Origin of the sequence: Bradyrhizobium sp. SZCCHNR1017, from assembly GCF_032381375.1 — a bacterium.
Lineage (GTDB): Bacteria > Pseudomonadota > Alphaproteobacteria > Rhizobiales > Xanthobacteraceae > Bradyrhizobium.
In genome coordinates this window covers 657,783-671,544 of the sequence record NZ_JAUHIR010000002.1, presented here as the reverse complement: position 1 = coordinate 671,544, position 13,762 = coordinate 657,783, and the positions used below count along the sequence as shown (strand labels likewise).

Below are 13,762 nucleotides of genomic sequence, written 5' to 3'. Positions count from 1 at the left end.
GTTCCTACACCTCGTGCCCGGATGGCCTCGTTTTCAACTCCGGGAAATCCTCTTCCTTGAATTCCGTGCCGCGCAGATGGTCCGTGCGGTTGTCCTCGTGCTCCAGCCTGCGCAGCTGCACCCGGCGGATTTTTCCGGAGATCGTTTTCGGCAGCTCGCTCACGAGCTCGAGCCGGCGGATGCGCTTGAATGGCGCCAGGCGCGCCTGCAGATGGGTGAAGATCGACAGCGCCGTGGCGCGCGAGCGCTCCGCGCCCGCCGTCAGCAACACATAGGCTTTCGGTATAGCAAGACGGATGGGATCCGGAGACGGCACAACGGCAGCCTCGGCGACGGCCTCATGCTCCAGCAGCACGCTTTCCAGCTCGAACGGCGAGATGCGGTAGTCGGACGATTTGAACACGTCGTCGGAGCGGCCGACGAAGGTGAGATAGCCGTCATCGTCCTGGAACACGACGTCGCCGGTACGGTAGCGCATGCCATCGGCGCCGGACAGCTGACCGTCGTCGCCCTGATAGCCCTGCATCAGGCCGGCCGGACGCTCGCCGGTGAGCGCCAGCGTGATCTCGCCTTCGCCGGAGAGATTGCCGTCGATGTCGGCGACCTCGACGCGATAGCCCGGCAGCGGCCGCCCCATCGAGCCGATCTTCAGTTTCTGGCCCGGCGAGTTGCCAACGATCGCCGCGGTTTCGGTCTGGCCATAGCCGTCGCGAATCGTCAGCCCCCAGGCGGCACGCACCTGATCGATCACCTCCGGATTGAGCGGTTCGCCGGCGCCGCAGGCCTCGCGCAGCGAGACCTTGAAGTCGGCGAGATGCTCTTGGATGAACAGCCGCCACACCGTGGGTGGCGCGCACAGCGTCGTGACGCCGCAGCGCTTGATGATCGCGAGCAGCCCCTTGGCGTCGAAGCGCGGCTGATTGACCACGAATACCGTGGCGCCGGCATTCCAGGGCGAGAAGAAGCAGCTCCAGGCATGCTTGGCCCAGCCCGGCGAGGAGATGTTGAGGTGCACGTCGCCCGGCTGCAGGCCGAGCCAGTACATGGTCGAGAGATGGCCGACCGGATAACTGCGATGGCTGTGCCGCACCAGCTTCGGCTTGGCCGTGGTGCCCGAGGTGAAATAGAGCAGCATCGGATCATCCGGCTGCGTCGGCCCATCCGGCGTGAACGCCTCGGCTACGCCGGCCGCCTGCTCGAACGGCAGCCAGCCGGCAGGTGCCGCCGGCGCGCCGACGACGATGCGGACGAGATCATCGGCGCCCAGATCGGCGAACTTCGCAACCTGATCCTGCGCCGCGACCACGGCCTTGGCGCGGCCGCGCTCCAGACGATCGCGCAACTCGTCGGTGGTCAGCAGCGTCGTCGCGGGGATCACGACGACGCCGAGCTTCATCGCCGCCAACATCGTCTCCCACAGCGGCACGACGTTGCCGAGCAGCAGCAGCAGATGGTCGCCGCGCTTCAAGCCCTGCGCGCGCAGGAAATTCGCGACCTGGTTGGAGCGGCGCGACAACGCCGCAAACGACAGCTTGGTCTGGCGGTCCTGCGCGGCGTCGAAGATCCAAAGCGCGGTGCGGTCGCGGCTCTCCGGATCGGACGCGAGTTCGGCATCGAACCAGTCGAGCGCCCAGTTGAACGGGACGGCATCGGGCCAGCGGAAACCCTTCACGGCCGCATCGTAGTCGGTGCGATGCGCCAGCAGAAACGCGCGTGCGTCCTTGAATGTCGTCATCAGGTGGTCCCGGCGAGCTTGCGAACGTGCTGAATGATCCCGGAAAAATCGACGCCGCCATGGCCGGCGGCCTCGAACGCCTTGTAGATCTCCTGCGCGTGCTGGCCAAGCGGGGTCGCCGCGCCGGCGGCCTTGGCGGCGTCCTGCGACAGCGTGAGGTCCTTCAGCATCAGCGCGGTCGCAAAGCCGGGCTTGTAGTCGTTGTTGGCGGGCGAAGCCGGCACTGGGCCCGGCACCGGGCAATAGGATGTCAGCGACCAGCACTGCCCCGACGAGGTCGAGGCGACGTCGAACAGCGCCTGATGCGACAGGCCGAGCCTTTCACCCAGCGCAAACGCCTCGCTGACCGCGATCATCGAAATGCCGAGGATCATGTTGTTGCAGATCTTGGCCGCCTGCCCCGCGCCGGCGCCGCCGCAATGGACGATCTTCTTGCCCATCTTCTCAAGGATCGGCTTGGCCGCAGCGAACGCGCTCTCCTCGCCGCCGCACATGAAGGTAAGCGTTGCGGCCTTGGCGCCGCCGGTGCCCCCGGACACCGGCGCGTCCACGGCGGCGATGCCGTGCCTTGTGGCCAGCGCATGCGCGGCGCGCGCGCTCTCGACGTCGATGGTCGAGGAATCGATGATCAGCGCGCCCTTGGACATCGCCGGCACGACCTCGTTCCAGACCGCCTGCACATGCTTGCCGGCCGGCAGCATGGTGACGACGGCATCGGCGCTTTTGGCCGCGGCGACGGCGCTGTCGGCGATTTCGGCGCCATCGGCCTTGGCCTGGGCGCGCGAGGTCTCGACCAGATCGAACGCGACCACCTTGTGGCCGGCCTTGACCAGGTTGGCGGCCATTGGTCCACCCATGTTGCCGAGGCCGATGAATGCGATCGTTGCCATGGTTCGTTCTCTCCCCTCGACCTGATTGTTATCTGCTCTGCGGAAAGGTCAGCTCGTCGGCGCCAATCTCGGCAAGATATGGCGCCAGCATGTCCGGTGTCACCTGATCGACATCAGGCGGCGACCATCTGGGATTGCGGTCCTTGTCGATGATCGCCGCACGCACGCCCTCGCGGAAATCGTCGCTGCGGAACACTTCGAGCGCCGCACGATACTCGCGCACCAGGCATTCCTCCAGGGACGCCGCACCGCGTGCCAGTCGCAGCAGCTCGAGCGTCACGACCATGCCGCGCGGCGACTTCTCCTGCAGCGTCTTCAGCGTCGCCAACGCGAGCTCCGAGCCGTCCGCTTTCAAGGCGGCAAAGATGTCGTGCATGCTGTCATGGGCGAACCAGGCGTCGATCTTGGCCTGCTGCGCCGCCACCGGGCCGGACGTCTCCGACGTCGCGAAGCCTGCGATCAGCCGGTCGATCTCGATCGACAGCGTCCCCGGCCTGACTTTGGTCAGGACCTCGCGCAGCGCCGGCCATTTCTCGGTCGGCACCACGGCATCGGCAAAGCGCGCATGGATCGCATCGGGCCCGTTCATGGTCTGCCCCGTCAGGCCGAAATAGGCGCCGAGTTCGCCGGGCGCGCGCGACAAGAGCCAGGTGCCGCCGACGTCGGGAAAGAAGCCGAGCCCGACTTCGGGCATTGCGAGCTTGGTCTTCTCGGTCACGATGCGGTGGCGGCCATGCGCCGACAGCCCGACGCCGCCGCCCATCACCAGCCCGTCCATATAGGCGACATAGGGTTTTGGAAACGCCGCGATGCGCGCGTTCATGATGTATTCCTGGCGCCAGAACACCTTGCCGAGATCGCCATTCGTCTTCGAGCTCTCATAGAGCCCGCGGATATCGCCGCCTGCACAAAGTCCACGCTCGCCCGCGCCTTCGAGCACGACAATTGCGACGGCCGGATCGCCCTCGAACCGATCCAGCGCGGCGTCGATGCCCATCGACATCTCCAGCGTCATCGCGTTGATCGCCTTCGGCCGGTTCAGCCGGATGATGCCGGCCGAGCCTTCGCGGCGGACGATCAGGTCGCCTTCGATAGCCTCGGTCATCGCGCCGCCTCGATCAGCTTGCGCGACACGATCAGGCGCATGATCTCGTTGGTGCCTTCGAGGATCTGGTGCACGCGCAGGTCACGCACGATCTTCTCGATGCCGTATTCGCTCAAATAGCCGTAGCCGCCATGCAGCTGCAGCGCCTGGTTGGCGACCTCGAAGCCGACATCGGTCCCGAAGCGCTTGGCCATAGCGCACAGCATGGTCGCGTCAGCATCCTTGCGGTCGAGCGCAGCCGCCGCGCGCCAGACGAAGGTGCGCGCCGCCTCCAGCTCGATTGCCATGTCGGCGATGCGAAACTGCAGCGCCTGGAATTCGTCGAGCCGCTTGCCGAACGCCTTGCGCTCTTTCGTATAGGCCAGCGTCTTGTCGAGCGCCGCCTGCGCGCCGCCGAGCGAGCACGCGGCAATGTTGAGGCGGCCGCCGTCGAGCCCGGCCATGGCGATCTTGAAGCCGATGCCCTCCTCGCCGAGCCGGTTGGCCACCGGAACGCGCGCATTCTCGAAGATCACCGCGCGGGTCGGCTGCGCGTTCCAGCCCATCTTGCGCTCATTGGCGCCGAACGACACGCCGGGGGTATTGGCATCGATCACCAGGGTCGAGATGCCGCCGGGACCGTCGGCTCCCGTGCGAACCATCGCAACGAGGATATCCGTGGCGCCCGCGCCGGAGATGAACTGCTTCTGGCCGTTGAGCACGTAGTCGTCGCCCTCGCGCGCCGCGCGCGTGCGCAGCGCCGCCGCATCGGAGCCCGCGCCCGGCTCGGTGAGGCAATAGCTCGCGATCAGGTCCATGGCGCAGAGCTTCGGCAGGTAAGCTTGGCGCTGGGCCTCGGTACCGAAGGTGTCGATCATCCATGAGGCCATGTTGTGGATCGAGATGAAGGCCGACACTGTGGGGCAGCCCGTCGCCAGCGCCTCGAAGATCAGCGCCGCATCGAGCCGGCTGAGACCCGAGCCGCCGACATCGTCGCGGATGTAGATGCCGCCCATGCCGAGGCTTGCGGCCTCCCGCATCACATCGACGGGAAAATGCTTCTCCTCGTCCCAGCGCAGCGCATGCGGCGCGATCTTCTCCGCCGCGAAGGCGCGCGCCATGTCGCGCACCGCGATCTGATCCTCGTCGAGAGCGAACTGCATCCGTTCTCCGCGTTTCCTGGTCTTGTTTGTTGGCAGTGGCGCCTCTTCACACTCCGTCATTGCGAGCGAAGCGAAGCAATCCAGAGTCTTTCCGCGGAGGCAGCCTGGGTTGCTTCGCCGCTCCGCTCCTCGCGATGACGGAGTGGGAGCCCTAGCGGGCTCCCACTGTTGTCAGTTCATCTCATCACTTCATCAGCGGGATCGAGAATTCCGCGCCTTCCTTGACGCCGGACGGCCAGCGCGAGGTGACCGTCTTGGTCTTGGTGTAGAAGCGGATCGAATCCGGGCCGTGCTGGTTGAGATCGCCGAAGCCGGACTTCTTCCAGCCGCCGAAGGTGTAGTAGGCGATCGGCACCGGGATCGGCACGTTGATGCCGACCATGCCGACATTGACCTTGGCCGCGAAGTCGCGCGCGGCGTCGCCGTCGCGGGTGAAGATCGCGACACCGTTGCCGTAATCATGCGCCGACGGCAGCGCCAGCGCCTCGGCATAGTCCTTGGCGCGAACGACCGACAGCACCGGCCCGAAGATCTCCTCCTTGTAGATCCGCATGTCCTTGGTGACGTTGTCGAACAGACAGCCTCCCATGTAGAAGCCGTTCTCATAGCCCTGCATCTTGAAGCCGCGGCCGTCGACGGCGAGCGTCGCCCCCTCCTTGATGCCGATGTCGACGTAGTTCTTCACGCGCTCGACCGCCTCGCGGGTGACCAGCGGGCCGAAATCGGCCGATGGGTCGACTGACGTGCCGATCTTGAGGCTTTCCACGCGCGGGATCAGCTTCTCCATCAGCCGGTCGGCCGTGGTCTTGCCGACGGGCACCGCAACCGACACCGCCATGCAGCGCTCGCCGGCCGAGCCGTAGCCGGCGCCGATCAGCGCATCGACGGCCTGGTCGAGATCGGCGTCGGGCATCACGATGGCGTGGTTCTTGGCGCCGCCGAAACACTGGCAGCGCTTGCCGTGGGCGGCGGCGCGCTCATAAATGTACTGCGCGATCGGCGACGAGCCGACGAAGCCGATCGCCATGATGTCCGGATCCTCGAGGATGGCGTCGACCGCCTCCTTGTCGCCGTTGACGACGTTGAGGATGCCCGGCGGCAGACCGGCCTCGATCATCAGCTCGGCGAGCTTCATCGGCACGCCCGGATCGCGCTCCGACGGCTTCAGGATGAAGGCATTGCCGCAGGCGATGGCGGGAGCGAACTTCCACATCGGAATCATCGCCGGGAAATTGAACGGCGTGATGCCGGCAACGACACCGAGCGGCTGGCGCATCGAATAGATGTCGATGCCCGGACCGGCACCTTCGGTGTACTCGCCCTTCATCAAATGCGGAATGCCGCAGGCGAACTCAACCACCTCGAGGCCGCGCTGGATGTCGCCCTTGGCATCTGGAACGGTCTTGCCGTGCTCGCGGGCCAGCAGCTCGGCGAGCTGGTCGTAATCGCGCTGCGCGAGCTCCAGAAACTTCATCATGACGCGCGCGCGGCGCTGCGGATTGGTGGCGGCCCAGGCCGGCTGCGCCGCCTTGGCGTTCTCGACCGCGGCCCGGAGCTCGGCGCGGGACGCCAGCGCGACCTTGGCCTGAACGTCGCCGGTCATGGGCTCGAAGACATCGGCCGTCCGTCCAGACGTGCCCTTGACCTCTTTGCCGCCAATAAAATGACCGATCGAACGCATGGGGTATCCTCCGCAGGGGTAAGCAGTGCCGAATTGGCCGGCATCTTGCAGTCTTTGCGGCGTTTGGGAAGGGTCTAAGCGCTGATCGGCGCTGCGAAAATGCCGCCCCTTCGCTCGGTCGGCACGATCACGGCAGACCCCGCGGCGTGCAGCGTGCCGCGTCCCGCATCCGAGCCGCGCGACGGATCAGCGCTTCGCGGCTACCACCTTCTTCACGGGCCTTTTTGCGGGTGCCCGCACAGGTGCCCTGCCCGCCGGCCCACCTCCGCTGGCGACGGCCAGCGCCACCTCGCGCCCGGAGTTCAGGATATCGTCTGACAATTCGCCGCTGCCCATGAGTCGCGCCATCACGAGCGTCCCCGCCAGCGTCGCGAGCATCGCCGAAGCCCGCTTTCGCGCAGTCTTGGCCGGTACGTCGACGATGTACTCAGCGAACAGGTCGATCAACTCTTCCAGCTTCGCAGCAAAGGCCTTGCGGGTCTTGGCGCTCTCGCGGGCGATTTCCGCTCCGAGCGCAGGAACCGCGCAGCCGTGACCGACATCGTCGCGATGGCCGGCGGACAGATAGCCGTCGACGATGGCCGAGAGCCGCTTCTGCGGCGGCAACTGGTCCAGCAGCTTGCGCCAATGCTCCATCGAACGATCGATCGCATAACCGAACGCCTCCACGACCAACGCCTCGCGCGAATCGAAATGCGCGTAGAAGCCGCCGTGAGTCAGTCCGGCCTCCTTCATCAGGTCTGCAACCCCGACACCATGAGCGCCACGCTCGCGCAGCCGCACCGATGCCTTGCGCACGATCCGCGCGTGGGTTTCCGCCTTGTGTTCCGGAGAGTAACGCATTGCCGTCCCATTGAATGTCTGCGGTCATACTATAACAGCTCTGCGTCCTGCTCGCTGCAGCTATTTGATGAATTCGAGTTGATCTAAATCAACTTCGCTGGCCTGATTTATTCCCGGCACACCCCTGTTGCCCAGGAACCCGACGAGGACGACCATGGACATGCTCAATTCCCACTGCGGCGTGAGTCGTGACGGCCAAGGCGTCGTTCGGCTGACGATCTGCAATGCAGGCGCGCTCAACATTCTCGGTTCGGCGGCGATTCTCGACGTGGAAGCCGGGCTGCGATCGCTCGCCTCCGACGCCGCCATTCGCGTTCTCGTTTTGGCCGGCGAAAGCGGGAAGAGCATGATCGGCGGCGCCGACATCAAGGAGATGGCAACGCTGGACCAGGCTTCAGCGGAAACCTTCATCTCGCGACTTGCCGGGCTCTGCGAAGCGGTGCGACATTTTCCTGCCCCCGTGATTGCGCGGATGCCGGGGTGGTGTCTGGGTGGCGGATTGGAGGTCGCAGCGGCCTGCGATATCCGTGTCGCGGGACACGACGCCAAGTTCGGCATGCCCGAGGTGCGTGTCGGCATTCCCTCGGTCATTCATGCCGCGCTGCTGCCACGTCTCATCGGCTGGGGCCGCACGCGCTGGCTGCTGATGACGGCCGAGACGATCGACGCGCCGACCGCTCTCGCCTGGGGCCTCGTCGATGCCGTCGCCGCCGAGGGAGAACTCGACATCGCGGTCGAGAAGGCCGTGGCATCCCTGCTCGCCTGCGGTCCCGAAGCGCTGCGGACGCAGAAGGCTCTGCTGCGGCAATGGGAGGAGCTGCCGCTGAAGGAGTCCATCGAGATATCGATCGGCGCCTTCGGACGGTCGTTCCTCACCGACGAGCCGAAACGGCTGATGCAACATTTCATCGACCGCAAGCGATAGCAAGTTTCTCCAAGTCTCGCCTCGCAGATCCCGGCAGCCTCGCGCCAGCTTCACGACGGTTCAGCAGGGACCGCCGGGGTTTCCTCTTGCGAGAGATTACTATATGATGATTATCATATTTCATCAGAAAGCCTTGTCATGGCCTCGTCCGATTCCGTCGTGATCCTGTCCGCCGCCCGCACGCCGTTGGGCCGTTTCATGGGCGAATTCTCGCCGCTGAGTGCGAACAAGCTCGGCGCGCACGTGATCGGATCCGCGCTCGAACGCGCCACCGTTTCGCCCGATGCGGTCCAGGAGGTGTTCATGGGCAACGTGCTGTCGGCCGGCCAGGGCCAGGCTCCGGCACGGCAGGCCGCGCGCGGTTCCGGCCTGCCCGACGCCACCGGCGCCACCACCATCAACAAGGTCTGCGGCTCCGGAATGAAGGCCGCGATGCTGGCGCACGACGTCATTCGGGCGGGCTCCGCCGAGATCGTCGTGTCGGGTGGCATGGAGAGCATGAGCAATGCGCCATATCTGCTGACCAAGGCGCGCGGCGGCTATCGTGCTGGCCACGATCGGATCCTCGATCACATGATGCTGGATGGCCTGGAGGACGCCTATGAGACCGGACGCTCGATGGGCGATTTCGGCGAGGCCACGGCTGAGGCCTATCAGTTCACCCGCGCCGACCAGGATGCCTACGCCATCGAGACGCTGACGCGTGCGCGCAAGGCGGTCGAAGGCGGGGCGTTCAAGGCCGAGATCGCCCCGATCACGATCGTCGAGAAATCCGGCCCGCGCCTGGTCGCCAACGACGAGCATCCGCTCAAGGTCGATCCGGTGAAGATCCCGGCGCTGAAGCCGGCGTTCCGCAAGGACGGCACGATCACGCCCGCAGCGTCCTCCGCGAACGCGGATGGTGCCGCGGCGCTCGTGCTCGCCGCGCGGTCGCGTGCCGATTGCGACGGGCTGCCTGTCATCGCGGAGATCAAGGGCCACGCCACCCACAGCCAGGAGCCGCAATGGTTCACGACGGCGCCGATTCCGGCGATCAGGAAACTGCTCGACAAGGTCGGCTGGCGCGTCGAGGATGTCGACCTGTTCGAGATCAACGAGGCCTTCGCCGTCGTTGCCATGGCCGCGCAGCGCGACCTTGGCATCCCGCGTGACCGGCTGAACGTCAACGGCGGCGCCTGTGCGCTCGGCCACCCGATCGGCGCCACCGGCGCGCGGCTGATCGTGACGCTGCTGCATGCGATGGACGCGCGCGGGCTGAAGCGCGGCGTGGCCGCACTGTGCATCGGCGGCGGCGAGGCGACTGCGATCGCCGTGGAGCGACCCTGATGTCCTGAAACGAGGGAACTTAGCCATTTATGTCATTTGGGCGCCCTGGCAGAATGGGCGCGCAACCCCATTGTACTGAGAGCCTCATGATCTCGAACCAACTTGCAGCGATCCTTGGACGGCGCAACATCCATTACGGCTGGGTGATGGTCGCCGTGACGTTCTTCACGGCCCTGGTGTCCGCCGGCACGGTGGGCGCACCCGGCGTGTTCATCGTGCCACTCCAGCAGGAATTCGGCTGGAGCACCGCGGAGATCTCCTCGGCGCTCTCCATCCGCTTCGTGCTGTTCGGGCTGATGGCGCCGTTCGCCGCCGCCCTGCTCAACCGCTACGGCCTGCGCAACATCACGCTGCTGGCCCAGTTGATCGTGGTGTCGGCGCTGCTGGCGTCGCTCGCGATGACACAGGTGTGGCACCTCGTGCTGCTGTGGGGCGTCGTGATCGGCATCGGCACCGGCATGACCGCCTTGGTGCTGGGCGCGACCATCGCCACGCGCTGGTTCGTCGCGCGGCGCGGCCTCGTCGTCGGCATTCTCACGGCCAGCGTCGCCACCGGACAGCTGGTGTTCCTGCCGCTGCTCGCCAGCCTCACCGAGCGGCTCGGCTGGCGCGTCGCGCTCGGGCTGATCTGCATCATGCTCGGCGTTTCCGCCACCGCCGTGCTGCTGCTGATGCGCGATCGCCCGAGTGATCTCGGCCTCCGACCCTATGGCGACAACGACACCGACCCGATCGCCGCCCCCTCGCCCGTCACCACGCCGATCCTCGCCGCCGCCCTCGGCACCCTCCGCGACGCCTCGCGGGCGCCGGTGTTCTGGATGCTGTTTGCGACGTTCTTCATTTGCGGCGCCTCGACCAACGGCCTTGTCCAGGTGCATCTCATCCCGATGTGCCTCGACTTCGGAATTCCTCAGGTGCAGGCGGCGAGCCTGCTCGCCGCGATGGGCATGTTCGATTTCGTCGGCACGATCGTCTCGGGCTGGCTGTCGGACCGGTACGACAATCGCTGGCTGTTGTTCTGGTACTACGGCCTGCGTGGTCTGTCGCTGCTGTTCCTTCCGTTCACCGACTTCTCGTTCTATGGCCTGTCGCTGTTCGCGATGTTCTATGGCCTCGACTGGATCGCCACCGTGCCGCCGACGGTGCGGCTGACGGCGCAGCGGTTTGGGCCCGAGCGGGCCAACCTGGTGTTTGGCTGGGTGTTCGCCGGACATCAGCTCGGCGCCGGCACCGCCGCGTTCGGCGCCGGCCTGTCGCGCACACTGCTCCAGAGCTACCTGCCGGCGTTCTTCACCGCCGGCGCGCTCTGCATCGTCGCGGCGCTTCTGGCGCTGGCGATCGCGCGGCAGGCGAAGCCCGCCGCGGCGTAAGCTCACGGCCGCGTCGTCATCGCCGTGGGCGGCCCGGGCGTGCGCAGCGGCTCGGCGAGGCGGGCGAACTCGCACAGCAGCGCGCGCGTCTTGCGGGGATCGATGATCTCCTCGACCCAGAACTTCTCGGCCGAGCGGAACGGCGAGCGCAGCTTGGTCAGCCGCTCCTCGATCTCCTTGAGCTTGGCCTTCGGATCCTGCGCGGCATCGATCTCGGCGCGATACGCCGCCTCGATGCCGCCCTCGAGCGGCAGCGAGCCCCAATGGGCCGACGGCCAGGCATAGCGGATGGAGAATCGATCGGCCGGCTGATGCACGACGCCAGCGACGCCGAAATTATTGCGCACGATCACCGTGCACCACGGCACCGTCGACTGGTTGACCGCCGCCATTGCGCGCACGCCGTGGCGGATGGTCGCGGCCTTCTCCGCCTCGAGGCCGACCATGAAGCCGGGACAGTCCATCAGGTAGACGATCGGCAGATGAAAGGTCTCGGCGAAGTCGACCCAGCGGATCACCTTCTGGCATGCATCCGCCGTCCACGAGCCACCGAAGTGATAGGGATCGCTCGCCAGCACCATCACTGCGCGGCCTTCGAGACGCGCGAGGCCGATGATGATCGGACGGCCATAGTTCTGCGCCACCTCGAAGAACGAGCCGTTGTCGACGACGGACTCGATGATCGGCCGCATCTTGTAGACGCGCCGGCGATCCCGCGGCACCGCGCTGATGAGCTGCTCGTCGACGCGCTGCGGATCGTCGGTGCAAGGCAAGGTCGGCGGCAGCTCGTAGACCGACGACGGCAGATAGGACAGGAAGCGCCGCGCGCAGGCGAACGCTTCCGCCTCGGTGTCGACCGCGTGGTCGACGCCGCCGGCCTTGGTCTGGATGTCGGCGCCGCCGAGCTCCATCTTGCCGAGGTCCTGGCCCAGCCGCTTCACGACCGGCGGCCCGGCGACGAACATCGCCGACTGCTTGGTCATCACCGAGTAGTGGCTCGCCGCGAGCCGCGCTGCGCCAAGCCCCGCGACCGAGCCGAGGCCGAGCGCGACCACCGGGACCAGCGACATGTTCTCGGTCGTGTAGCGGTACCAGCGATTGCCGCCGATGCCGCCGGGCAGATTGGCCGCGCCTTTGGTCTCGATCGTCTTGACCGAACCGCCGCCGCCGGAGCCCTCGATGATACGGATGATGGGCAGACGGAAGTCGTGCGCCATCTCCTCCGCCATCAACGGCTTGGCGGCGATTGAGGCATCGGCCGAGCCGCCACGCACGGTGAAATCGTCGCCGACCACGACCACGGTGCGGCCGTCGACGCGGGCGCGCCCGAACACGCAATTGGCGGGCGTGACGTGCTTGAGCTCGCCCTGCTCGTCATACTCGCCGAGGCCGGCGACCGCGCCGATCTCGTGAAAGCTGCCGGGATCGACGACGCCGTCGATGCGCTCGCGAACGGTGAGGCGGCCCTGGTCGTGCTGACGCTTGACCTTGTCAGGCCCGCCCATCTCCCGCGCGAAGGCTTCGCGCCGGGCCAGTTCCTCGAGCTCCGGCTGCCAACTCATTCGTTCCCCCTGCCCCGGTGATGGTCTTGTTCTTGTGGTTAGTCTTCGCGTTCACCTGGAGCGGTTTTCTGTCCATCCGGTTGTTGAAGACGTCGGCTTCCGCGCCCTGCAGCAGCGCGGCGATGCTGCGGCCGAGCTCGCGCATCGGCTGGGCGACCTCGTCATGCAGCCGCTGCTCGTCGTACATCGCCGACAACAGCCCGATCGTGAGCACGACATAGGTCTGGTATTGCGGCGACCACAGCGGCAGCGCGACGCCATTGATGTGCGGGCTCCACAGGCCGCAGGCCACCACGTAGCCGTGCTCCTTGAGAAACTGCCTGTTGTGCTCGAGGCGCGGCCGCAGCAGCTTGGCCGCGTCAGGCATCTCGCGCTCCATCTCGGCCAGCAAGGCGTCGCCGACCTCCGGCTCGAGCGCGGCGACATAGGCATGACCGGCCGCGGTCGAGGCCATCGAGATGCGGCTGCCGGTGGTCTCATGCAGTCCGAGCGCATTCGCGGCGCGGCCGAACTCCAGATAGACGAGGTGGAAGCGATCGGGAATCACGAAGCCGACAGTGCCGGGCAACTGCTCGGCGACGTCCTGCAGCCGCTGCCGGATCAGATTGCGCAGCTGCAAGCCTCTGGTCATCGACGTGCTCATCGCCACGGCACTCGGGCCGATGCGGTATTTCTGATCGCGCGGCAGGTAGACCAGCTGGCCCATGCGCGTCAGCGTGTGCGTCAGCCGCGACACCGTCGACCGCGGCAGGCCGCAGCGGTTGGAGATTTCGAGATTGCCGAGCCGCGCCTCGTGCCCCTCGAAACAGCGAAGCACGTCGAACGCCCGCGACACCACCTGAATGACCTCGCCCTCGCCGGCGAGATCTCCGGGCAGCATGCTGCCCCTGCTCAATCGCTCAGACCGTCGTCCCATGCGTTTCCCACCAATTCCGTCATGCGGAATGATATTCCGCTTGTTGAACAAGCTAGCCCAGCCGTTTTGCCGTCACAACAGCAGACCGTCTCCAAAACCCGCCATTCTTCAGCGTGTTGGCACAAGACTCGGCATCCTCAGGCAATCGGCTGCAGGATGCGGGAGGGACGATCGTCGCCGGTTCCAACGCGCGGTACCGCAGCGGCGGCTTTCGATGGGCATCGCCTCTCGCGCATGGCAACACGGGACGGTCATCGCGCCCGCAAA

General features: G+C 66.4%; 10 protein-coding genes and 1 pseudogene. 3 read left to right on the top strand and 8 right to left on the bottom strand.

Annotated elements, in window-relative coordinates; all coding sequences use genetic code 11:
• Positions 1 to 4: 4 nt before the first annotated feature.
• From QW863_RS08665 to QW863_RS08640, 6 genes and pseudogenes are all read right to left on the bottom strand, one after another.
• A complete protein-coding gene (locus tag QW863_RS08665; RefSeq protein ID WP_315714436.1) occupies positions 5 to 1,735 on the bottom strand; it encodes an AMP-binding protein in 1,731 nt (576 codons plus the stop codon).
• A pseudogene (gene mmsB, locus QW863_RS08660) lies at positions 1,735 to 2,643 on the bottom strand (3-hydroxyisobutyrate dehydrogenase); the annotation flags it as partial. The gene QW863_RS08665 and the pseudogene mmsB, both read right to left, overlap by 1 nt.
• Before the next feature lie 10 nt (positions 2,644 to 2,653).
• Complete coding sequence (locus QW863_RS08655) at positions 2,654 to 3,730, bottom strand: enoyl-CoA hydratase/isomerase family protein (RefSeq protein WP_315714437.1); 1,077 nt, start codon at positions 3,728 to 3,730, stop codon at positions 2,654 to 2,656.
• The gene (locus QW863_RS08650) at positions 3,727 to 4,872 is read right to left on the bottom strand and encodes an acyl-CoA dehydrogenase family protein (RefSeq protein WP_315714438.1); all 1,146 of its coding nucleotides are present in this window, start codon (positions 4,870 to 4,872) and stop codon (positions 3,727 to 3,729) included. Before QW863_RS08650 ends, QW863_RS08655 begins: the two co-directional genes overlap by 4 nt.
• A 184-nt stretch (positions 4,873 to 5,056) precedes the next feature.
• The gene (locus QW863_RS08645; protein WP_315714439.1) at positions 5,057 to 6,553 is read right to left on the bottom strand and encodes a CoA-acylating methylmalonate-semialdehyde dehydrogenase; all 1,497 of its coding nucleotides are present in this window, start codon (positions 6,551 to 6,553) and stop codon (positions 5,057 to 5,059) included.
• A gap of 186 nt (positions 6,554 to 6,739) precedes the next feature.
• A complete protein-coding gene (locus QW863_RS08640; protein WP_315714440.1) occupies positions 6,740 to 7,396 on the bottom strand; it encodes a TetR/AcrR family transcriptional regulator in 657 nt (218 codons plus the stop codon).
• Positions 7,397 to 7,550: 154 nt separating this feature from the next.
• On the opposite strand from QW863_RS08640, the gene QW863_RS08635 reads away from it, so the two are divergent.
• The 3 genes from QW863_RS08635 to QW863_RS08625 all read left to right on the top strand — a co-directional run bounded on the left by QW863_RS08635 (position 7,551) and on the right by QW863_RS08625 (position 11,017).
• Positions 7,551 to 8,321, top strand: coding sequence for an enoyl-CoA hydratase (locus QW863_RS08635; RefSeq protein WP_315714441.1), 771 nt, complete (start codon positions 7,551 to 7,553; stop codon positions 8,319 to 8,321).
• Between the two features lie 138 nt (positions 8,322 to 8,459).
• Entirely contained in the window at positions 8,460 to 9,647 is a 1,188-nt protein-coding gene (locus QW863_RS08630; protein ID WP_315714442.1) for an acetyl-CoA C-acyltransferase, read from the top strand.
• A gap of 86 nt (positions 9,648 to 9,733) precedes the next feature.
• A complete protein-coding gene (locus QW863_RS08625; RefSeq protein WP_315714443.1) occupies positions 9,734 to 11,017 on the top strand; it encodes an MFS transporter in 1,284 nt (427 codons plus the stop codon).
• A 2-nt stretch (positions 11,018 to 11,019) separates the two neighbouring features.
• Here QW863_RS08625 and QW863_RS08620 read toward each other — a convergent pair whose 3' ends face one another.
• Both QW863_RS08620 and QW863_RS08615 read right to left on the bottom strand, forming a co-directional pair.
• Positions 11,020 to 12,579 (bottom strand): acyl-CoA carboxylase subunit beta, encoded by a 1,560-nt coding sequence (locus QW863_RS08620; RefSeq protein ID WP_315714444.1) that lies wholly within the window; start codon positions 12,577 to 12,579, stop codon positions 11,020 to 11,022.
• Entirely contained in the window at positions 12,509 to 13,495 is a 987-nt protein-coding gene (locus QW863_RS08615) for an IclR family transcriptional regulator (protein WP_315714445.1), read from the bottom strand. Before QW863_RS08615 ends, QW863_RS08620 begins: the two co-directional genes overlap by 71 nt.
• Positions 13,496 to 13,762 lie beyond the last annotated feature (267 nt).

Excerpts from the sequence above, each read along its gene's own strand:
- QW863_RS08665 (WP_315714436.1), bottom strand. The coding sequence starts at position 1,735 with ATGACGACATTCAAGGACGCACGCGCGTTTCTGCTGGCGCATCGCACC.
- QW863_RS08655 (WP_315714437.1), bottom strand. The coding sequence starts at position 3,730 with ATGACCGAGGCTATCGAAGGCGACCTGATCGTCCGCCGCGAAGGCTCG.
- QW863_RS08650 (WP_315714438.1), bottom strand. The coding sequence starts at position 4,872 with ATGCAGTTCGCTCTCGACGAGGATCAGATCGCGGTGCGCGACATGGCG.
- QW863_RS08645 (WP_315714439.1), bottom strand. The coding sequence starts at position 6,553 with ATGCGTTCGATCGGTCATTTTATTGGCGGCAAAGAGGTCAAGGGCACG.
- QW863_RS08640 (WP_315714440.1), bottom strand. The coding sequence starts at position 7,396 with ATGCGTTACTCTCCGGAACACAAGGCGGAAACCCACGCGCGGATCGTG.
- QW863_RS08635 (WP_315714441.1), top strand. The coding sequence starts at position 7,551 with ATGGACATGCTCAATTCCCACTGCGGCGTGAGTCGTGACGGCCAAGGC.
- QW863_RS08630 (WP_315714442.1), top strand. The coding sequence starts at position 8,460 with ATGGCCTCGTCCGATTCCGTCGTGATCCTGTCCGCCGCCCGCACGCCG.
- QW863_RS08625 (WP_315714443.1), top strand. The coding sequence starts at position 9,734 with ATGATCTCGAACCAACTTGCAGCGATCCTTGGACGGCGCAACATCCAT.
- QW863_RS08620 (WP_315714444.1), bottom strand. The coding sequence starts at position 12,579 with ATGAGTTGGCAGCCGGAGCTCGAGGAACTGGCCCGGCGCGAAGCCTTC.
- QW863_RS08615 (WP_315714445.1), bottom strand. The coding sequence starts at position 13,495 with ATGGGACGACGGTCTGAGCGATTGAGCAGGGGCAGCATGCTGCCCGGA.